Origin of the sequence: Nocardia elegans NBRC 108235 (genome assembly GCF_001612845.1) — a bacterium.
In the GTDB taxonomy this organism is placed as follows: domain Bacteria; phylum Actinomycetota; class Actinomycetes; order Mycobacteriales; family Mycobacteriaceae; genus Nocardia; species Nocardia nova.
Genome location: NZ_BDBF01000004.1, coordinates 93,820 through 114,504 on the forward strand (window position 1 = coordinate 93,820; position 20,685 = coordinate 114,504).

19 protein-coding genes, 1 tRNA gene and 1 other RNA gene are annotated in these 20,685 nt (G+C 67.2%); 11 read left to right on the forward strand and 10 right to left on the reverse strand.

Annotation, left to right across the window (positions count from 1 at the left end):
* Positions 1-111: 111 nt before the first annotated feature.
* From NE2_RS04120 to tgt, 3 genes are read left to right on the forward strand one after another with little or no spacing between them, the layout of a single operon-like run.
* The gene (locus NE2_RS04120) at positions 112-1,848 is read left to right on the forward strand and encodes an ABC transporter ATP-binding protein (protein WP_063010879.1); all 1,737 of its coding nucleotides are present in this window, start codon (positions 112-114) and stop codon (positions 1,846-1,848) included.
* Positions 1,849-1,873: 25 nt separating this feature from the next.
* On the forward strand, positions 1,874-3,820 hold the full coding sequence (locus NE2_RS04125) for an ABC transporter ATP-binding protein (RefSeq protein WP_063023980.1): 1,947 nt from the start codon (positions 1,874-1,876) through the stop codon (positions 3,818-3,820).
* 33 nt (positions 3,821-3,853) lie between these two features.
* A complete protein-coding gene (gene tgt, locus NE2_RS04130; RefSeq protein WP_063023982.1) occupies positions 3,854-5,098 on the forward strand; it encodes a tRNA guanosine(34) transglycosylase Tgt in 1,245 nt (414 codons plus the stop codon).
* 33 nt (positions 5,099-5,131) lie between these two features.
* On the opposite strand, the gene NE2_RS04135 is transcribed toward tgt, so the two are convergent.
* Complete coding sequence (locus NE2_RS04135) at positions 5,132-5,905, reverse strand: queuosine precursor transporter (RefSeq protein WP_030516876.1); 774 nt, start codon at positions 5,903-5,905, stop codon at positions 5,132-5,134.
* A 49-nt stretch (positions 5,906-5,954) separates the two neighbouring features.
* Between NE2_RS04135 and NE2_RS04140 the strand changes: the two genes are divergently transcribed.
* On the forward strand, positions 5,955-6,491 hold the full coding sequence (locus NE2_RS04140; RefSeq protein ID WP_036497165.1) for a DUF4190 domain-containing protein: 537 nt from the start codon (positions 5,955-5,957) through the stop codon (positions 6,489-6,491).
* Positions 6,492-6,544: 53 nt separating this feature from the next.
* Here NE2_RS04140 and gluQRS read toward each other — a convergent pair whose 3' ends face one another.
* Together gluQRS and NE2_RS04150 are read right to left on the reverse strand one after the other, a co-directional pair.
* Positions 6,545-7,465, reverse strand: coding sequence for a tRNA glutamyl-Q(34) synthetase GluQRS (gene gluQRS / locus NE2_RS04145; protein ID WP_063023984.1), 921 nt, complete (start codon positions 7,463-7,465; stop codon positions 6,545-6,547).
* A complete protein-coding gene (locus tag NE2_RS04150) occupies positions 7,462-7,932 on the reverse strand; it encodes a DUF309 domain-containing protein (RefSeq protein ID WP_106958339.1) in 471 nt (156 codons plus the stop codon). Before NE2_RS04150 ends, gluQRS begins: the two co-directional genes overlap by 4 nt.
* Positions 7,933-8,329: 397 nt before the next feature.
* Between NE2_RS04150 and NE2_RS04155 the strand changes: the two genes are divergently transcribed.
* From NE2_RS04155 to helR, 3 genes are all read left to right on the forward strand, one after another.
* Positions 8,330-8,539 (forward strand): DUF397 domain-containing protein, encoded by a 210-nt coding sequence (locus NE2_RS04155; RefSeq protein WP_063023986.1) that lies wholly within the window; start codon positions 8,330-8,332, stop codon positions 8,537-8,539.
* Positions 8,540-8,711: 172 nt separating this feature from the next.
* Positions 8,712-10,139: a WS/DGAT/MGAT family O-acyltransferase gene (locus NE2_RS04160; RefSeq protein ID WP_146165137.1), complete on the forward strand. Its 1,428-nt coding sequence runs from the start codon at positions 8,712-8,714 to the stop codon at positions 10,137-10,139.
* Between the two features lie 193 nt (positions 10,140-10,332).
* The gene (gene helR, locus NE2_RS04165; RefSeq protein ID WP_174553910.1) at positions 10,333-12,534 is read left to right on the forward strand and encodes an RNA polymerase recycling motor ATPase HelR; all 2,202 of its coding nucleotides are present in this window, start codon (positions 10,333-10,335) and stop codon (positions 12,532-12,534) included.
* Between the two features lie 15 nt (positions 12,535-12,549).
* On the opposite strand, the gene NE2_RS04170 is transcribed toward helR, so the two are convergent.
* The 4 genes from NE2_RS04170 to NE2_RS04185 all read right to left on the reverse strand — a co-directional run bounded on the left by NE2_RS04170 (position 12,550) and on the right by NE2_RS04185 (position 15,614).
* Positions 12,550-12,885, reverse strand: coding sequence for a hypothetical protein (locus tag NE2_RS04170; protein WP_233429659.1), 336 nt, complete (start codon positions 12,883-12,885; stop codon positions 12,550-12,552).
* A gap of 63 nt (positions 12,886-12,948) precedes the next feature.
* Entirely contained in the window at positions 12,949-13,953 is a 1,005-nt protein-coding gene (locus tag NE2_RS04175; protein WP_218018552.1) for a methyltransferase, read from the reverse strand.
* Positions 13,954-14,026: 73 nt separating this feature from the next.
* Entirely contained in the window at positions 14,027-14,917 is an 891-nt protein-coding gene (locus NE2_RS04180) for an RNA polymerase sigma-70 factor (RefSeq protein ID WP_063023990.1), read from the reverse strand.
* Positions 14,918-15,005: 88 nt separating this feature from the next.
* Positions 15,006-15,614, reverse strand: a complete 609-nt coding sequence (locus tag NE2_RS04185) for a TetR/AcrR family transcriptional regulator (RefSeq protein ID WP_063023993.1) — start codon at positions 15,612-15,614, stop codon at positions 15,006-15,008.
* Between the two features lie 129 nt (positions 15,615-15,743).
* Here NE2_RS04185 and NE2_RS04190 point away from each other — a divergent pair, with 129 nt between their 5' ends.
* The gene (locus NE2_RS04190) at positions 15,744-16,241 is read left to right on the forward strand and encodes a nitroreductase family deazaflavin-dependent oxidoreductase (RefSeq protein WP_063023994.1); all 498 of its coding nucleotides are present in this window, start codon (positions 15,744-15,746) and stop codon (positions 16,239-16,241) included.
* 61 nt (positions 16,242-16,302) lie between these two features.
* Here NE2_RS04190 and NE2_RS04195 read toward each other — a convergent pair.
* Together NE2_RS04195 and NE2_RS04200 are read right to left on the reverse strand one after the other, a co-directional pair.
* Positions 16,303-16,387, reverse strand: a tRNA-Ser gene (locus NE2_RS04195).
* 44 nt (positions 16,388-16,431) lie between these two features.
* Entirely contained in the window at positions 16,432-17,403 is a 972-nt protein-coding gene (locus NE2_RS04200) for a hypothetical protein (RefSeq protein ID WP_146165138.1), read from the reverse strand.
* Between the two features lie 107 nt (positions 17,404-17,510).
* On the opposite strand from NE2_RS04200, the gene ffs reads away from it, so the two are divergent.
* Positions 17,511-17,605, forward strand: an RNA gene (gene ffs / locus NE2_RS04205) — signal recognition particle sRNA small type.
* A gap of 125 nt (positions 17,606-17,730) precedes the next feature.
* Positions 17,731-19,017, forward strand: coding sequence for an aspartate aminotransferase type Ic (locus NE2_RS04210; protein ID WP_063023997.1), 1,287 nt, complete (start codon positions 17,731-17,733; stop codon positions 19,015-19,017).
* Between the two features lie 100 nt (positions 19,018-19,117).
* On the opposite strand, the gene NE2_RS04215 is transcribed toward NE2_RS04210, so the two are convergent.
* Positions 19,118-19,957 carry a methyltransferase domain-containing protein gene (locus NE2_RS04215; protein ID WP_063023999.1) on the reverse strand — a complete coding sequence of 280 codons (840 nt, stop codon included), beginning with the start codon at positions 19,955-19,957 and terminating at the stop codon, positions 19,118-19,120.
* Positions 19,958-20,097: 140 nt separating this feature from the next.
* Between NE2_RS04215 and NE2_RS04220 the strand changes: the two genes are divergently transcribed.
* The gene (locus NE2_RS04220) at positions 20,098-20,685 is read left to right on the forward strand and encodes an HhH-GPD-type base excision DNA repair protein (protein ID WP_063024001.1); all 588 of its coding nucleotides are present in this window, start codon (positions 20,098-20,100) and stop codon (positions 20,683-20,685) included.

Below are 20,685 nucleotides of genomic sequence, written 5' to 3' on the forward strand. Positions count from 1 at the left end.
GGAGATGAGGACTGTGCCGGTCGAGCCGGTTTCGCGAGTGTGCGGGCCGGCTTTCGCCGAGCGAAAAATCTTGCCGCCACCGCCCCGGAATGACGGTAGCCTGCACCCATCATGTTGATCAGGTTGCTGCGCGCCTTTCTCGCCCCCTACCGCACCCAGTTGGTGGGGGTTGTTGTGTTGCAGCTCATCTCCGTCATCGCGATGCTCTATCTGCCCAGCCTGAACGCCGACATCATCGACAACGGCGTCACCAAGGGTGATATCGGCTACATCTGGACCACCGGTCTGTGGATGCTGCTGGTGTCGGGCGTGCAGATCATCGCCTCGGCGAGTTCGGTCTATCTGGGCGCACAGGCCGCGATGGGTGCGGGGCGGGAAATGCGCGCGGCGCTGCTGCACCGGGTGGGCACCTTCTCCGCCCGTGAGGTGGGCATCTTCGGCGCGCCGTCGCTGATCACCCGCAACACCAATGATGTGCAGCAGGTGCAGCTGCTGGTCGTGATGAGCGTGACCATCCTGGTGATGGCGCCGATCATGTGCATCGGCGGCATCGTGATGGCGCTGCGCCAGGACCTCGGACTATCCTGGATCCTGCTGGTCGCGGTGCCGGTGCTCGGCCTGACGATGGCGCTGATCATCTCCCGGATGGTGCCCGGATTCCGGCGCGTGCAGGAGCGCATCGACTCGGTGAACCGAGTGCTGCGCGAGCAGATCACAGGTATCCGCGTGGTGCGGGCGTTCGTGCGCGAGCGCTACGAATCGCAGCGCTTCGGCGTGGCCAACGACGAGCTGACCTCGGCCTCGCTGTTCGTGGGCCGGTTGGCCGCGCTGATGTTCCCGGCCGTGATGCTGATCAGCAACGTGACCACGGTCGCGGTGATCTGGTTCGGCGGGCATGCCATCGACTCCGGCAGTATGCAGATCGGTTCGCTGACCGCGCTGCTGTCCTACATCATGCAGATCCTGATGGCGGTCATGATGGCCTCCTTCCTGGCGATGATCGCCCCGCGTGCGGCGGTCTCGGCCGAACGCATCGCCGAGGTCCTGGAAACCGACTCCTCGGTGCTGCCGCCGGCACAGCCGCAGACCTTCGTCGCCGATCCGGGAACGGTCGAGCTGGCCGGCGCCGAATTCGCGTTTCCGGGCGCCGCGGAACCGGTGCTGCGCGATATCAGCTTCCGGGTCTCGCCCGGGCAGACCACCGCGATCGTCGGTTCCACGGGATCCGGTAAAACCACGCTGATCAATCTGATTCCGCGGCTGATCGACGTCACCTCCGGCGTGGTGCGGGTCGGCGGCACCGATGTGCGGCAGGTGGATATGGATCTGCTGCGCTCGCAGATCGGGCTGGTGCCGCAGAAGGCCTATCTGTTTTCCGGGACCATCGCGGAGAACCTGCGTTACGGCGATCCCGAGGCGACCGACGAACAGCTGTGGCACGCACTGGAAATCGCGCAGGCCGCCGATTTCGTGCGGGCCATGCCCGAAGGGTTGCGGACCCCGGTCGCCCAGGGTGGCACCACCGTCTCGGGCGGCCAGCGGCAGCGGCTCGCCATCGCGCGCGCCCTGGTGAAGAAGCCCAAGATCTATCTGTTCGACGACTGCTTCTCCGCACTCGACGTCGCTACCGACGCCCGGGTGCGCGACGCGCTGCGGCCGGAGACGCGCGAATCCGCGGTGATCACCGTGGCCCAGCGCGTGTCGACCATCCGCGACGCCGACCAGATCGTCGTCCTCGAGGACGGTGCCATGGTCGGCCTCGGCACCCACGAACAGCTGTTGCGCGAATGCGAGGAGTACCGGGAGATCGTGGAATCGCAGTTCAGTCCGGAAGAGGCGGCGCGATGAGCCGCAAGACACAGGAGGCGGCGCGATGAGGCCCGGGGCGCCGATGCCGGGTGCTCCCGGGCAGAAAGCGAGATCGTTCGGCCCGACGTTGAAGCGGTTGTTGCGCCGCCTGGCTCCGGACCGGACGGCCGTCGTGGCCATCCTGGTGCTGGCCGTCGCCTCGGTCGTCATGAACACCCTGGGGCCGCAGATCCTCGGTAAGGCGACCAACCTCATCTTCGACGGCGTCGTCAGCAAGCAGTTGCCGGCGGGGCTGACCAAGGATCAGGCGGTGGCGTCCCTGCGTGCGCAGGGCCAGGACCGGCTCGCGGACATGATGTCCTCGATGAACATCAACCCCGGCCACGGCGTCGACTTCGGCGCGGTGGGTCAGGTGCTGACCCTGGTTCTGGTGCTCTACGTGCTGGCCGCGCTGTTCAACTGGTTGCAGGCGTATCTGCTGGCCACGGTGATCAACCGCGCGGTGCAGCGGCTGCGCAGCGAAGTAGAGGACAAGATCCACCGGCTGCCGCTGAGCTATTTCGACACCAACGCCCGCGGCGATGTGCTCTCCCGCGTGACCAACGACGTCGACAATGTGGCGCAGAGCCTGCAGCAGACCATGAGCCAGCTGGTCATGTCGGTGCTGTCGGTGATCGGCATCCTGATCATGATGTTCTGGATCTCGCCGCTGCTGGCGGTGATCGCGCTGCTCACGGTCCCGGCCGCCGTGGTCGTCACGGCCCAGATCGCGAAGCGGTCGAAACCGCATTTCGTCGATCAGTGGAAGTACACCGGCCTGGTCAACGCGCAGGTCGAGGAGGCCTTCACCGGCCACGAGGTGGTCACGGCGTTCGGCCGCATCCGCGAGGTCGGCGAGGAATTCGACAAGCGCAACGACAAGCTCTATCAGGCCAGCTTCAAGGCGCAGTTCATCTCCGGGCTGATCATGCCGGTGATGATGTTCATCGGAAACCTGAATTACGTGCTGATCGCCGTGGTCGGTGGTCTGCGCGTGGCCTCGGGCAGCCTGTCGCTGGGTGAGGTGCAGGCCTTCATCCAGTACTCGCGCCAGTTCAGCCAGCCGCTCACCCAGATCGGTTCGATGATCAATCTGCTGCAGTCGGGCGTCGCGTCGGCCGAGCGGATCTTCGAAATCCTCGATGCCGACGAGCAGGTTCCTGATCCGCGCGAGGAGGATCCGCGCCCGATCGATCGCGGCCGGGTCGAATTCGACGCGGTGTCGTTCCGCTACGAGCCCGACAAGCCGGTGATCGACGATCTCTCGCTGGTCGCCGAGCCCGGCCACGTGGTCGCCATCGTGGGCCCGACGGGTGCCGGTAAGACGACGCTGGTCAATCTGCTCGAGCGGTTCTACGAGCTGGATTCCGGCGCGATCACCATCGACGGGGTCGACATCACCGGCATCGGCCGCGACCGGCTGCGCTCGCGGATCGGCATGGTGCTGCAGGACACCTGGTTGTTCGGCGGCACGATCCGGGAGAACATCGCCTACGGCAACCCGGAGGCGAGCGAAGAGGAGATCCTCGCGGCCGCCCGCGCCGCCTACGTGGACCGCTTCGTCCATTCGCTGCCGCTGGGTTACGACACGGTGATCGACGAGGAGGGCTCCGGAGTCAGCGCCGGTGAGAAGCAGCTGATCACCATCGCCCGCGCCTTCCTGGCCAAGCCGACCATCCTGATCCTCGACGAGGCCACCAGTTCGGTCGATACCCGCACCGAGTTGCTGGTGCAGCAGGCGATGGCCGCGCTGCGCCGTGACCGCACCAGTTTCGTTATCGCGCACCGTCTTTCGACGATCCGCGATGCCGATCTGATCGTGGTGATGGAGGGTGGCCACATCGTCGAGCAGGGCACCCACGAGCGGCTGCTGGCCGTCCGCGGCGCCTACTTCCGCCTCTACAACGCGCAGTTCACCGGCGCGGCGGTCGATCAGGATCTGGTCGACGAGGAGACGCTGGACGTGGTGTAAGGGCCGTGGTCACCGGCCTGGCAGGATAGCGGCGTGTCCGATCCCGACCAGTTCTCCTTCACCGTCGGTACGTCGCTGCCAGGGCGGCACGGCCGCACCGGTGTGATCACCACGCCCCACGGGCAGATCGCCACTCCGGCGTTCATCCCGGTCGGCACCAAGGCCACGGTCAAGGCGGTACTCCCGGAGGCGATGGCCGAGATCGGCGCGCAGGCCCTGCTCGCCAACGCCTACCACCTGTATCTGCAGCCGGGATCCGACATCGTCGACGAGGCGGGCGGCCTGAGCCGGTTCATGAACTGGCCGGGCCCCACCTTCACCGACAGCGGCGGCTTCCAGGTGATGTCGCTCGGCGTCGGCTTCAAGAAGGTGCTGGCCATGGAGGCCGTCGGCGTGCAGAGCGACGAGGTGATCGCGAAGGGTAAGGAGCGGCTGGCCGTGGTCGACGACGACGGCGTCACCTTCCGCTCCCATCTGGACGGATCGAGCCATCGGTTCACCCCCGAGGTGTCGATGGGGATCCAGCACCGCCTCGGCGCCGACATCATGTTCGCCTTCGACGAACTGACCACGCTGTTCAACACCCGTGGCTATCAGGAGAAATCGCTGCGCCGCACGCACGAGTGGGCGCAGCGCTGCATCGACGAACACGAGCGGCTCACCGCCGAACGCGCGCACCGGCCGTATCAGGCGCTGTTCGCGGTGATCCAGGGTGCGCAGTACGAAGACCTGCGCCGCAAGGCCTGCCGCGATCTGGACGCGATGCTGGGAAGCGGCGGAACGGGTTTCGACGGTTACGGCATCGGCGGCGCGCTGGAGAAGGCCAATCTCGGCACCATCGTGGGCTGGTGCTGCGACGAACTGCCGGCGGAGAAACCGCGGCATCTGCTGGGTATCAGCGAACCCGAGGACTTCTTCGTGGCGATCGAGAACGGCGCCGACACCTTCGACTGCGTCAATCCGTCCCGCGTCGCGCGCAATGCCGCGATCTATGTGGCGGCCGGCAGATTCAACATCAACACCAGCCGGTTCCGCCGCGATTTCACCCCGATCGACGACACCTGCGACTGCTACACCTGCGCTCACTACACCCGTGCCTACATCCATCACCTGTTCAAGGCGAAGGAGATGCTCGCCGCGACGCTGTGCACGATTCACAACGAGCGCTTCACGATTCGGCTCGTGGACGATATCCGCGCGAGCATCGAGGGCGGCTACTACGACGACTTCAAGGCGGAGTTCCTGGGACGGTGGCAGGGCCGGATCCGCTTCGACTGAACGAAACGGCCCCGCCTCGCGCCCGGTTCCGCGTCAGCTGTAGAGCGCCGGCTTGTCCAGCGGTGCGTAGCTGGGTTCGTGCTTCTTCAGATAGGCGATGCAGCGGTAGCTGATCGGCATGATCAGCACCTCGCACAGCGTCTTCCACACGAAGCCGACGATCACGTAGTTGATGAACGCGCCCCACGTGTTGATCCCGATGGCCGTCGCCGCGATCGAGCAGAACACCAGCGTGTCACCGAATTCACCGGCGACGGTCGAGCCCAGCAGCCGCGCCCACAGATGCTTCTCCTTGGTGCGCTCCTTGATCAGCACCAGCGTCATCGAGTTCAGGAACTGGCCCACCACATAACCGGCGAGCCCGGCCGCGACGAGTTGCGGCGTGGTCCCGGCGACGGTGCGGAACGCGTCCTGATTGTCGTAGAACCCGGCCGCCGGTAGACCGATCGCGATCCAGAAGCAGACCACCATCAGAATCAGCATGCCGAAGCCGTAGTAGATGGTGCGGCGGGCGGCCTTGAAGCCGTACACCTCGCTCAGCACGTCGCCGATCACATAGGCGAGGGGGAACAGGAAAAATGCTCCGTCGGTGGTGATCGGCAGGATTTCGATGGGTCCGAGGGACACCTCGTGGCCGGTGAAGAACTGCACGCCCTTGGTCGCGCAGATGTTGGAAATCATCAGCGTCGCCGTGAACAAGGTCACGATCAACGTGAAGGGACCCCCCGCGGCCTGCGCGAATGCTGCGTGTTCGACCGCGGGGCGTCCAGACTCCCCGGTCGGTGTCGTTTCTTGTGTCTCACTCACGACCTGTGCACGATACCGGCAACCCGGCCCGGTGGAATAGGCTGGACCGATGACGAATCCCGGCGATTCCGACGAATGGTGGAAACAGTACGGCGGCGAAGGTGTCTCGTCCGATTCGGGCGGCCACCAGTCGGTTCCGCCGACCCCGCCGCAGCAGCCCACCCCGCCGCCCAATCCGCAGGCGGGATACTCCTCGGCCCCGCATCAGCAGTCGTCTCCGTACCAGCAGCCGACCCCGCCGCCGCAACAGCAGCAGTCCTATCCGAGCTATCCGCAGCAGCAGCCCTACGGTCAGCCCGGTTACGGCTATCCGGCCGCGACGCCGTATCAGCCCTACGGCTACGCGGCGCCGCAACAGGGCACCAACGGCCTGGCGATCGGTTCGCTGATCGCGTCGATCCTGGGGCTGTGCACCTGTATCGGATCGATCGTCGGGATCATCCTGGGTGTGATCGCGCTGAACCAGATCAAGGAGCGCGGCGGCCAGGGCCGCGGTATGGCGCTCGGCGGGATCTGGGTCGGCGCCGTCGGCATCGTGCTCACCATCGTGTGGGTGATCGTCAACATCGCGGCGGCGAACTGGTAGGAGCCGGTCGGGAGCAGCAGTGCGTCCGGATCGCCGGACGCACTGTAGCCGGATCAGCTGTGGCGCAGCGGATCCGGATGTTCGGGGTCCAGAATCCACGGTTCGCGCGGCACCGTCGCCGGAGTGAACTGATCCAGTAGCGCGCGCGGTGTCTCACCCCGCAGGCCGAGCGAGGCCGCGAGCAAGGTGAAAACCTGACGCGGCGTCTCACCGAGAGCGGTTCTGTCGCGCAGGGTTACGGCACCGTCGCGCTTGGCCAGCCGCGCGCCCTCGGTGTTGAGCACCAGCGGGACGTGCGCGTAGGAGGGTACGGCGAGTCCGAGGACCGTGGCCAGGTAGGCCTGCCGCGGTGTCGAGGGCAGCAGATCGTCACCGCGAACGACCTGGTCGAAGCCCTGGGCCGCATCGTCCACCACAACCGCGAGGTTGTAGGCCGCCGTTCCGTCGCCGCGACGCAGCACGAAATCGTCGACCAGCCCGCGATACCGGCCGTGGATTTCGTCGACGATCTCGAATTCCGTGGTCTGCGAGCGCAGGCGCAGTGCGGCGGGGCGACCCTCGGCGCGCTTGGCCGCCCGCTGCGCCTCGCTCAGGTCGCGGCAGGTCCCCGGATAGGCGCCCATCGGGCCGTGCGGTGCGGAGACGGCCTTCTGAATCTCCCTTCGCGTGCAGTAACACTCGTAGGTCATGCCGGCCACGCCGAGCCGCTCGATCGCCGCCGCATACTGCGGGGTGCGATCCGATTGCCGGACCACCTCGCCGTCCCAGTCCAGCCCGATCGCGGCCAAATCCTCCAGCTGACGCCGCTCCGCACCCGGCCGCACCCGGTCCAGGTCCTCGATCCGCAGCCGGAAATTGCGTGCGGTGCTGCGGGCGAACAACCACGCCAGCAGGGCGGTGCGGAGATTGCCCAGGTGCAGGTCACCGGAGGGGCTGGGGGCGAAGCGACCCGCCCCGGCGGTATGCGGGATCATCCGCGCAGCCGGGGGCACAGCGCGTCCTCCGGAATGTCGCGGCCGGCATCCAGATCCGCCAGCAGACCCTCGGCATGTGCGACGAGCCCGGTCGAATCGATGCCGTACGGCGGGGACGGCGCGGCCGACAACCGGCCGATCGCCCGCTCGAGCAGGGTGCGAGCACCCTTCGGATTGCCGCGCTGGATGTGGGTGATGCCGACGGCGTACTGCGCCAGCCCCTGCCACAGCATCCTTTCCGCGAACGGTCCGTTCTTCCATGCGGCCTCCAGCACCTCGTGTGCGTTGAAGGCCAGTCCCTCGTTCAGGAGGCGCTGGGCATAGTCCAGGGTTTCGTCCGGTGGGAGGTCGAGATCATCCGGAATCCGGGCGACGCCGACGCTACCGGGCGGTAGTGGTCGCCCGAACCGGTCTCGAGGACGGGCATTTCGGGCGTGTCCGGCATCGTCGCGATCTCGTTCCACCACTCCTCCATGATCCATACCGAGCAACCGCACGGTTTATCCGGGGCGTAGTGCAGCCGTGCCCGAGCGAATTTCGCGGCCCGGTTTTGTTTAGCGGATCATTCTCCTGTCATTTGGCAATTCCCCCGCTATTAGTGAACGGGAATTATTTATCGCAATTCGAGTGGTTGAAAGTGAAAAGACGCGGGACATGGATTGTGGGTGCTGCTAGGGTGCTCTCCCGGGGTCAACGCGAGCGCGCACCATGGCGGTGTGTACCTCGTGGCCCATTCCGTTCATCGAGTAGTTCGTGCGCTATGACCAGGCGCATCGTGGAGCCGTCGAGTCTCGAGAAACCCGGGTCCGGCGACGAGGGAAGCATGATTGTCGCGTTATCTACGGTGGTAAAGGAGAGGTTGAGGTGAAGGTTGATTCGGCCGGTGCGGTGTGGCGCAAGAGTAAATACAGCGGCCCCGACGGAAACTGTGTCGAGGTCGCTTTTCTGAGTGACGGCAATGTCGGGGTTCGCGATACCAAAGACTGCGGCAGCGGGCCGATTCTGGCTTTCACACCCGGCGAGTGGGATGCGTTCGTCTCGGGCGTGACCGACGGGAAGTTACGTCCCGCCTGACCCCGGGCGATCAGGTGATGGGCCCCGAGTCGATGCGACTCGGGGCCTTGTTGTGCCGGTCGGTGCGGCCGATCGCGGGCCCAGCCGGTTGATCTTCCCCGCCACCGAAATACCGTGTCGATGGATCTCGGTCGGTGCGGGATATGTGGACGGTTGTGGATATCGTCGGCGGGTGGATCTACTGACCCCGCAGGATGCCACCAGGTTCTGGCTGTCGCGCCGGGCCTGCAACGACCTGTTCCTGCTCTACTGCTTCGACGACGCCGGATGGTCCGCCGACGCGCTGCGGGCGGCGGTGATCGCGCGCAGCGCCGAAATCCCGGAGTTGAACGTCCGTATCCGGGAGCACCGTTTCGCTTATCCGGCCTGGGAGCCTGCGGATTTCGACGAGGCGCAGGTCGTCGTCCACACGTCCGAGGAGCCGCTGTGGACGACTGTGGAAGCCTCGCTGGGGGAGATTCTGGCGCACTCGGTACCGGCGCGGCGATACACCTGGCGGATCCATCTGTATCGCGGCGTCCCGGACGCGCCGGGCGGATCGGGGCCCGCACTCGTTGTGGTGCTGCAGCTTTCGCATGCGCTGGCGGACGGAAAACGGGCCGCGCATATCGCGCGCGAGTTGTTGCGAGGCTTGGACGCGGCAGCTCGCAGGGTCGCCGAACCGGGTGACGGTTCGGATCGCGTCGGATCGTCCACCGGCGCGATGGTCGATCGGCATCACGGCCGCCGGGCGCGAGCCCGGTTCGCGTCATCTGTGGAAACTCTTGCGGTCGAAGCCCTAGCGCTTCTTTCATTCCTGCCCGGCGTGGCCCGCACGGTGCGGCGCGGATTCGTCGCGGCACATGCGGACAAGGAATTGAACAGCCTCGCCGAGGCGGGTGAGATTCCCCCCGCGGCAACGAATTTCGCGCCGACCCGGCTGAACCGCCCGCCGGCGCCGGAGCATCGGGCCGTCCGCGTGATCGCGGGGGAGAGCCTGCACGTTCCCGGCTATACGGTCACGGTCGTCGCGCTGACCGCGATCTCCGTCGCGATGAGTCGATATCTCGCCGCCCACGGCGAATCCGCCGACCCGTTGGGTGCGCAGGTCTCGATGGCCCTGCCTGTGGTGACCGATCGAAAAGCTGTCCCGCACAACAACTATCGCGACCTCGGTGTCGATCTGTGCGTCGCGGAACCGGACCTGCGGCTGCGGGCGCGCCGCATCGCCGGGGCGCTGGCCGAACGACGGATCCGCGCCACCCATCCGCTGCAGTGCGCGCGTGACCGCGTCACCGACGCGATCCCGGCCCCGGTTCTCCGTCGCGATATCGCCGGCTATCCCTTGGATCTGGTTCCCGACCGAATCTCGGGCCACACCGTGGTCTCCAGCGTCCACCGCGGCGAGGCGGATCTGTCGATCGCCGGCGGCGCGGTCCGCTTCACCGCCGGTTTCCCCGCCCTCGGCGCGGTGATGCATCTGACCCACGGCCTGCACGGACTCGGAACGACGGTGACCCTGTCGGTCCACGCCGATCCCCAGGTGGTGGATGTGGACGATTACGCCCGCCGCTTGCGTGGCGCGGTCCGTGAGGTCGGTGCGCGGCTGACCGCCGACTGATCGCGGAAGAGGTTGGTGCACCTCTTTCCATATTCAATATATAGCGGAGTGGGGGGCTTGCGGCAAGGCCCCGGTCGTGCCGCACAATGGCCCGCCGAGGCCGTGTACCTGCGAAAACGGGAGGAGAAGCGCAGCGGCCGAGACGGACACGGGTGTCCACATGAACCATGTCGAGCCAGGGAATGAGGGACACATGTCGGAACCGGGGTATCAGGACGAGTTGCGGGCTGAACAGGACTACGTGTCCGGGCTCTACGCACGCCTCGACGGCGAGCGCGGCGAGGCGAAGGGCCGCTACAGCGCGGCGTTGCGCGGCAACGGCGGTGCGCTGGTGGACCGCGATGTGGAGGTGCGCACGCTGGCGCGTGAGGTGAAGCGCTTGGACGTGGCCGACAACGGCCTGTGTTTCGGCCGATTGGACAGCGATTCCGGCGAGCGGTCCTATATCGGCCGGATCGGGCTGTTCGACCGGAGCAACGACTTCGAGCCGTTGCTGCTGGACTGGCGGGCTCCGGCGGCACGGGCCTTCTACACCGCCACCGCCGCCAGCCCGGAGCGGATGCGGCGGCGCCGGCAGTTCCATTCCCGCGGCCGCCGCGTCGTCGACTACACCGACGAGATCTTCGGCCGTCCGGGCGCCGGGGAACGCGGGGATGCGGCGCTGCTCGCGGCCGTCGACGCGCCTCGTGGCGAGGGCATGCGCGACATCGTGGCCACCATCCAGGCCGAACAGGACGAGATCATCCGGCTCGATCATCCCGGCGTGCTGGTGATCGAGGGCGGACCCGGTACCGGCAAGACGGTGGTGGCGCTGCATCGTGTCGCCTATCTGCTCTACACCCAGCGCGAGCAGATGGAGCGCCACGGCGTTCTCGTGGTCGGACCCAATCCGGCCTTTCTGCGTCATATCGACCGGGTGCTGCCGTCGCTCGGCGAAACCAACGTCGTCTTCACCACCACGGGCGATCTGGTGCCGGGCCTGCACGTGACCACCGAGGACACTCCGGATGCGGTGCGCATCAAGGGTTCGCTGCGCATGCTGGATGTGCTCGCCGCCGCGGTCGCGGACCGGCAGTGCTTGCCGGCGGAACCGCTGACCATCGAATTGACCGATGTCACCGCGCGTATCGATGCGGCGACCGCGGAATGGGCGCGCGAGGAGGCGCGCACGAGCGGTCTGCCGCACAACGAGGCGCGTGCGGTGTTCCGCGAGATCGTCACCTACGTGATCACCGAGCGCGCGATTGCGCGGATCGGCAAGGGCTGGATCACCCGCGACGACCGGGAGGCGTGGGAGAACCTGCGGGCCGACCTCGTCGCCGAACTCGCCGAGAGTGAGCAGTTCGCTGCCGCGCTCGACCAGCTCTGGCCCGTGCTCACCCCGGAAACGCTGCTCGCCGAGCTGTATTCGTCGCCCGAGCGGTTGCGAGCGGCAGGCGCCGACCCGGCCCTCCGGCGTGCCGACGGCGCGGCGTGGACGGTGTCGGACGTACCGCTGCTCGACGAACTGGTCGATCTGCTGGGCCGGGAGAAGCCGGCGGAGCACACCGCGGAACGCGAACGTGCGGCCGAAGCCCGATATGCCGCAGGCGTTTTGGAGCTCATGACGGGCCGCGAGGATTCGATGGACGACGAGGACCACCTCTTCGCCACCGACCTGCTCTACGCCGAGGACCTCGCCGACCGATTCGCCGATCGCGATACCCGTGATCTGGCCGAACGCGCCGCCGCCGACCGGGATTGGACCTATCGCCATATCGTGGTCGACGAGGCGCAGGAGCTCTCCGAGATGGATTGGCGGGTGCTGATGCGGCGGTGTCCGGGCCGCTCCTTCACCGTGGTCGGCGACCTCGCCCAGCGTCGTTCGACCGCCGGCGCGACTTCGTGGGACGCCATGCTCGAGCCCTATGTTCCCGGCCGGTGGCGCTATCGCTCCCTGACGGTGAACTACCGTACGCCGGCCGAGATCATGGCGGTCGCGGCGGCGGTGCTCGCCGAATTCGCGCCGGATGTGCGGCCACCCGAGTCGGTGCGTGCGTGTGGCGTACCGCCGTGGTCGCGCCGGGTCGACGAGAGCGAATTGGCCTCCGCCATCGCGGATTTCGTTCGTGACGAGGAGGGTCGCGAGGGCACCGCCGTCGTGATCGGTCCGCCCGGCGTGCCCGGCACGGTTCCGGCATCGGAAACGAAGGGCCTCGAGTTCGATGCCGTACTCGTCGTCGAACCGGAGCACATCCTCGCCGACGGGCCGCGTGGCGCGGCCGAACTCTACGTGGCCCTCACCCGCGCCACCCAGCGCCTCGGAGTTCTGCACCGAGCCCCGCTGCCCGCGGCACTCACCGGTCTGGTCCCGGTCGCCGAGCCCGCGGCGGCCGGAAATCGCCGCTCCGCGTAGCGATGTGGCGGGCCGCTAATCGGGCGGCCCGCATCCGCCGCGCATGATCAACGCATGTGCCGGACACCACTGGGTCACCGGCAGGCGACTGCGTCCGTTCCCGGTGCGCAACTCGAATTCCACCAGCCCCAGCCACGTTCCGTCCGCCGCCCGCGCCCAGACGTGCAATCGCCCCGGAATTCGCCCGGTGATCTCGAGCCCGCCCGCCCGCACCTGCCCCGCCACCGCTTCGTGATCGGCCATCCGTGGATACGTGGGGATAGCGGCAGCCACGTCCACCAGCACCGGCATCGGCGGAACCACCACCCGATGCAGCGCGAACTCCCCCTTCTCCGGCCAATGTTCGAACATGTGTTCGATCATAAACCGAAGCGCCGACAAATAGCTCGCGGATTCGCCGGCCGCGTCGCAGTGTCATCGACTCCGGAACTCCAGTGCGGTCCGCCCGTCCGCCACCGGTCTCACGGCACGCAGCATCAGACCGCATGTCTCACCCAGCGCCCCCAACTCGGTCACCGTCCGCTCCCGCCCGCCGAAGCACATCGACATGAACAGGTCGATCGCCGTATCGGCCCCCCGCCCCCGAATCGGCTCGATCACCACAACCGCCCCGTAAGCCCCTGCGGCGCGGGCGCATTCGGCGAGGATGGCTGCGGCGAGTTCGTCGTCCCAGTCGTGCAGGATGTCGGACAGAAGGTAGGCATCGGCCCCGGTGGGGAGCGGATCGAAGAAGCTGCCCGCAACGGCGGACGCTCGGTGCCTCAGTCCGGACGCCGTGAATCGCTCGGTGGCAGCGGCGGCCGTGGGCGCCAGGTCCAGCACTCGTCCGCGCACGCCGGGATGCGCGCGGAGGATCGCCGTCAGTAGGGTGCCGTCGCCCCCGCCGACGTCGAGAAAGTCGGGGAAGCGACTCCAGTCGAACCGCGCCGCGATCTGGTCCGCGTAAACCCCGAAGCGGCAATTCATCTGGGCGTCGAAGGACGTGCGCAGCGCGGGCTCGGCTTCCAGATCGGCCCAGAAATCACGTCCGTACCTGCGCGGATAGGCGGGCAGGCCGGAAGTGATCGTGCTCAGCAGTTCCACGAAGGCCAGTTCGGCGCGCCCGCCCGCGCTGCCGATATCGAGCAGCAGCAGCGCGAACGGGTCGGGGGAGTCCGCGCTCATCTGGTTGCCGAGGCTGGTGGGCCGGTAGCGGCCGGACGTCGCTTCGTCGTCGAAGACGCCGACGGTGACCAGATGGTCGAGCAGTCGACGGAGCGCGGGAGCGGAGGTGCCGGTGCGAGCCGCCAGTTCGTCGGCGGTCGCGCCCGTGCCGCCCGCATGGTCCACCAGCCGCAGCGTCGCGGCCACGCGGACGGCCATCGGTGTGGCCAGATCGGCCAGGGCGAGGATCGAGGCGGGTTGCTCCAGCGAATTCACCGGCCCAGACTATCCGGCACGCCTACAGCGGCATCGAATATTGTTGTGGCGCAGTGGTTGTGGGCCTCGTCGTTCAGCGGCTGACGGTGGTCTGCCGTTCGACGCGGGAGAGTTTCTCCGGGTTGCGGACCACGTAGAGGCCGGTGATCAGGCCGTCGTCCAGGCGCATTGCCACCACGTCGTCGATTCGTCCGTCGATCCGGACGATCAGTGCGGGGCAGCCGTTGATCTGGACCGCTTCGACCGTTGCCTCGGTGCGCAGTCGGGGCAGACCGGTACGCAGGGCGCGGGCGACCCGGTCGGCGCCCGCGATCGGCCGCAGGACCGCCTGGACCACACCGCCGCCGTCGCCGAGCAGCACCACGTCGGGAGCCAGCATGTCGACCAGATGCTGCAGGTCGCCGGTTTCGATGGCTTGCTGGAAGGCTTCGACGGCGCGGCGGGATTCGTCGGCGGACACCACGCCGCGGGGTCGGCGCGCGGCGACGTGAGCCCGTGCGCGATGGGCGATCTGGCGTACCGCGGCGGGCGTCTTGTCGACGGCCGCGGCGATCTCGTCGTAGCTCAGGTCGAACACCTCGCGCAGCACGAATACCGCTCGTTCCGTCGGTGCGAGCGTTTCCAGCACCAGGAGCATCGCCATCGATACGCTGTCGGCCAGTTCGACGTCCTCGGCCACATCGGGCGCGGTCAGCAGCGGTTCCGGCAGCCACGGACCGACGTAGGACTCCTTGCGGCGGCCGAGTGTGCGGAGCCGGGTCAGCGCCTGGCGGGTGACGATCCGGACCAGGTAGGCGCGCTGATCACGGACGTCGTCGAGGTCCACGTCCACCCAGCGCAACCAGGTCTCCTGCAGGACGTCCTCGGCGTCGGCGGCCGAACCGAGCATCTCGTAGGCAACCGTGAACAGCAGATTGCGATGGGTGACGAACGCTTCGGTGGCGCCGTCGATGCGCTCGCTCATGGGGGCTCCTGTCCGTGCTGTCTCGACTCCGGCACACACGAGACGCTCGCCGGATCCGCCGTGTGACACCTCCTGCAAGTGATACGCGTCACTGCAGCGGTGATCTCGCGGCGATGGCCGGCGCGACCCACGCCGTGAGGTAGCGGCGCAGTTCCGGGCCACGCCGAGGCGGACGGCCCGGATCGACGACGAACGATTGCACGATGCGAAGCATATGTTCGACGAGTTCGTCCAGATCGGCGCCGGACAATCCGGCCGCGGTCCAGTCGACGGCGAAGCGTTGCAGGATCGATCGTCCGAATGCCAGTGCGGTGTCGGAGGTTACGCCGGCGGAGAAGGCCCCGGCCCGCCCCGAAGTGAGCAGTAGGTTGAGGTACCGCTCGTGCGGCAGCCGCTCGAGGGTGTAAGCGATGCCCTCGACGACCGCCGTGGCGGGGTCGCGGATCCCGCTCAGATGTTCGGCCAGAACGTCGAGGAACTGCCCGGTCTGCGCGACGGCGGTCGCGGTCAGCAGGCTCTCGGCACTGGGAAAGTAGCGGTACACGGTCTGACGGGTGACGCCGAGGTCCCGGGCGACCTCGGCGATGCTGAAATCGCTGCCGGACCGGTCGATCGCGGTGCGGGCGGCGGCGAGAATCCGCGCGACGGCTTCCTCGTCATCCGCGGGCGTCGCCCCCGCCCAGCCATGCGTGCGCACCGAATGCCCAATCCCTTCCTCGAAGCGTCGACGGTACCGATCCTGCCGAGAGGGCAGCACTCGGTCTCTTGACCATACATATGTAACCAACTGTATGGTCGACCGGAAGTACCGGAGAGAAGGAAGACCATGCCAGCCACGACGCCGCCCCGTCCGAAACAACTCGATTCCCCGCTGCTGCCCAAGATCTTCAAGATCGTGGGCCGTGCGCAGGTGTGGACCTATCGGCGCACCGGCGGCCGCGTCGGCGGTAAGTGGCGCATCGGGGCCGGCTTCCGCAAACCGGTGCCGACCCTGCTGCTCGAACATCGCGGCCGGAAGTCGGGTGTGGTCTACACGACGCCGCTGCTCTACATCACCGACGGTCCGAACACGGTCATCGTCGCCTCGCAGGGCGGCCTTCCCAGACATCCGCAGTGGTATCTCAATCTGCGCGCCGAGCCCGACACGCACATCCAGATCGGGCGGGACCGCCGTCCGGTTCACGCCGTCACCGCAGACCCGCAGGAACGGGCCCGCCTGTGGCCGTTGCTCGTCGACGCCTATGCCGACTTCGACACCTATCAAGCGTGGACCGAACGCGAAATCCCCGTGGTCGTCCTGCGTCCCCGCCCGGACGGCCGCTGACGAGAAGTACGACGGACGAACAGAAACGCCCGCTACCACTGGGGTAGCGGGCGTTTCGCGGCGGAGGATAGGGGATTTGAACCCCTGAGGGCGTTAACCCAACCCGCGTTCCAGGCGAGCGCCATAGGCCACTAGGCGAATCCTCCGCAGAGCAATATACCGGGTGGACCCCCCGGAACGGCAAACCGGGCTATTTGTGCAGGCCGGCGAGGGCCTTCTTCAATTGGTCCTTGCAGGTGGTGCCGACGTCGGCGCTGTCGATGCTGCCCTCGGCCTGGATCCGCAGTTCCACCTTCACCGAGACGTTGGAGTCCAGGGCCGCGCAGGTGTAGTCGAGGGTCACGAAGCTCGAGTAGTTCTGCTGGTAGGCGGCGTAGTAGGCCTGGCTGCCGATGCCCGCGATATCGCCGGAGGTACGGCCGCTGCCGGTGGTCTTGGTGTCGTAGTTCTTCCAGCTGTTGAACTGCGGATCGCTGTACTTGCTCTGGAAGTCGGCCTCGAGGTCGATATCGGAACCGTCGGTGCCGTACTTGCCGGCGCCGTCGTACCGGGCGCGGCAGGTCAGGTTGCCACCACCGAAGCTGGAGTCGGGTGCGCGTTCGGTGTGCTCGGGCGCGTCCTTGGGTGTGGGCGCCCACTTGCGCAGCACCGTGGCATCGATCAGCGAGCAGGCGTCGCTGACATTGGCCATCGAATAGTTGCCGTCGACACCCTTTTTGTCGCCGAGCGGTCCCTTACTTCCGCCCCCGCCACCGCCGGTGAGCGCGATCACGCCGATCACGATGCCGATCACCACGACCAGGCCGACCACACCGCCGACGATCCACGGTGTGTTGTTCTTCTTGGGCGGCTGTGGATAGGCCGGCTGTTGCGCATAAGGCGGCGGGAACTGCTGCTGTGGATAACTCGGCACGGACGGTGGTGGCTGCGGTGCGTAGGGCTGCTGTGGGGCGCCGCCGTGATAGGCGTCGAAACCCGCCCCCAGAACGGTCGGATCCGTGCCGGTCACCGGCCCGGGACGCCCACCCATGACGGTCGGATCGGTACCGGTGAGCGGCTGCTCCGGAGCCGCCGGCGTCGACCACCAGTGCACGGTTTCGTTGGGCGGATTGCCTTGCCCCGGATACTCGGGCCCACCGTGCGGTGGATTACTGCCTGTCACGTCTTTCCTCCGGTCCTGGCGCGGAAGCCCCCTCGAAAAATGTCGCAGGTGATCGTATCGACTCCGCCCGGATTCCACTCGAGTGGACAGTTGTGACTACACTGGCCGACGGATCCCGCGCGGCGCGCATCCTGTGAACTCCCCCAGGGCCGGAAGGCAGCAAGGGTCAACGGGCTCTGCCGGGTGCGCGGGGTCCCCTTTCTTTCCCGGGGGAAATATTCTTATCTGCCACGGGGCGCATCCGGCGAGTAACGTGGTCGGCTGGGTCGGCGCCAGAAGCGCACGATCCGTCAACCTGTTACCTCGCTGCTTGAAAGGCTGCTCAGGATGCCCCGGCAAACGCAGATCGGTTTGATGAGCCATGCGGAACTCGTATCCGAACACGAGACGCAGACCGCGAACTACGCGAAGCTCCAGACCGAGAAGCTCACGCTGGATCTGACGAGGGGTAAGCCCTCGCCGGAGCAACTCGACCTCTCCACCGGCCTGCTCGCCCTGCCGGGCGCCGACGACTACCGCGACGGCACCGGCACCGACTGCCGCAACTACGGCGGCCTGCACGGACTGCCGGAGCTGCGCGCGATCTTCGGTGAACTGCTGGGCATTCCGGTCGAGAACCTGCTCGCCGGCAACAACGCCAGCCTGGAGCTGATGCACGACATGATCGTGTTCGCGATGCTGCACGGTACGGCCGACTCGCAGCGCCGCTGGGCCGACGAGCCGATCAAATTCCTGTGCCCGAGCCCGGGATACGATCGCCACTTCGGGATCACCGAATCGCTGGGCGTGGAAATGATTCCGATCGCCATCAACCACGACGGCCCGGACGTGCACGCCATCGCGGAACTGGTCGCCGCCGACCCGCTGATCAAGGGTCTGTGGGCGGTCCCCAACTATTCCAACCCGACCGGCGTGAACTTCTCCGAAGAGGTTGTGCGCGAACTCGTTTCGATGCCCACCGCGGCGCCGGACTTCCGTCTGTTCTGGGACAACGCCTACGCGGTGCACCCGCTGACCGATACCGCCGCCCCGGTGTTCGACGTGCTCGGAATGGCCGCCGCGGCCGGAAACCCCAACCGGCCCTTCGTGTTCGCCTCCACCTCGAAGATCACCTTCGCCGGTTCCGGAGTCAGTTTCTTCGGCTCGTCCACCGAGAACCTCACTTGGTACCTGAAGTATGCCGCCAAGAAGAGCATCGGCCCGGACAAGGTGAACCAGCTGCGTCACCTGCGCTTCTTCGGTGATGCCGAGGGTGTGCGCCGGCATATGCAGGCCCACCGTGCGGTGCTGGAGCCGAAATTCAAACTGGTGCTGCGCATTCTGGAGGATCGCCTGGGCGCCTCGAAGGTCGCCTCCTGGACCGAGCCCAAGGGCGGCTACTTCATCAGCCTGGATGTGGTCGAGGGCACGGCCGCGCGCGTGGTGGCCCTGGCCAAGGAGGCCGGCATCGCCCTGACGCCCGCCGGTTCGGCGTTCCCCTACGGAAAAGACCCGGAGGACAAGAACATTCGCATCGCCCCCAGTTTCCCGTCGCTCGCTGACCTGGAGAAGGCGATGGACGGTCTGGCGACCTGCGTCCTGCTCGCGGCGACCGAGAAGCTGCTGGAGAAGTAGGGTCGGCGCGACCCGCCACGGATTCGAAAGACCGGTTCGCGGGCCCCTGTTCGGGGACCGCGAACCGGTCTTCGCCTCGCGGTTGTCCGGTCGGAACCGGTTACTGCGGCTTGTGCGCCAGTACCGCGAACATCGTCACCGAGAGGTGGATGTCACCCGTGCGCGCGCCGGCTTCCAGTTCCGCCAGCAACTCCCGCCGCTGCGCCTCGGTGATCGCCCCTCGTGCCTCCGCCATCTCGGCGATGCGGGCCACCAGCGCACCCGCGCCGGCGCTCGCGTCCTGGACCAGCGCATGCGAGCCGATATCGTCGACGACCAGTCCGGCCCCGGCGAGCAGGCCCGGCAGCCGCCGTCCCGAGAACGGGTTGGTGGTGTTGGTGATGAGGGTTTCGATCACCTCGTGCACGACCCGCCGGTCGCCGGGGTGCACGATGGCGGTGCCCCAGTCGCTGTCCATGACGACGACGCGGCCGCCCGGTTTCAATACCCGGGCGATCTCCCGCGCGGCGCGCGCCGGGGCGGTCAAATGCTGAAAGACCCGCTCGCACAGCGCGACATCGAAGGTGTCGCCGCCGAACGGCAGTCCGTAGGCATCGCCGGGTACGAAGCGAGCCGGCGAATTGTGCTGGGCGGCACGGCGTTCCGCCCCGGCCAGCAGATTCGGATCGGGTTCGACGCCGACCGCGTCACCGGTCGGGCCGACCGCGTCGGCGAAGACCAGCACCTCCGAGCCGGTGCCGGAGCCGATGTCGACCGCACTTTCGCCCGGAGCGACGGCCAGGGCGTCGTGCGCCCAGCGGCGTAGTCCGCGAATTCCGGGAAGTGCAGCCTGCAGATCGTTGACGTCGATGAGTTGGTCCCGGCCCGCGCGATCGAAACGGTCCGGCCTCAGCCCCGAGGCCGAGGAATTGTCTGCCGAGGAGCTGTGTGTGGGCGCCATATCTTCCACCGTGGGTGTTGCCAAAGTGTCGGGCATGAAGATTCACCCTACGCGCGCAGAAAAGCTACGGGTGGGTAGGCATGTGAGTCCGGTCACGTCGGTCGGTAGGCGGATATCCGGCCGTCTGCCATGATCGATACATGGTGAGCCGCAAAGTGTGCCTCGCGCAGGAACCGGAGGCGGACAAGCTGTTGTCGGAGGACGACTTCGCCCTCTTGACCGGGATGCTGCTGGATCAGCAGTTTCCCCTCGAACACGCTTTCCGCGGTCCGAAGAAGATCGCCGACCGCATGAACGGTTTCGATATCCACCGGATCGCCGAGGCCGATCCGGAGGAATTCGAGGAATTGGGCGCGACCCCGCCCGCCATTCACCGCTACGGCCGGTCGATGGCCCGGCGCACCCAGGAACTGGCCCGATACGTCGTCGAACACTACGACGGCACCACCTCCGAGATCTGGACCCGCGACGATCCCGACGGCAAGGAAGTGCTGCGCCGGCTGAAGGAGCTGCCCGGCTACGGGGACCAGAAGGCACGCATTTTCCTGGCGTTGCTGGGCAAACAACTCGGTGTGCGCCCGGCCGGGTGGGAGAAGGCGGCCGGCGCCTACTCGGAGCCGAATTCGCGCCGCTCCGCCGCCGATATCGTCGACAACGAATCACTGCTCGAGGTGCGGGCCTTCAAGAAGCAGATGAAGGCCGCCACGAAGGAAGCCAAGGCGAAATAG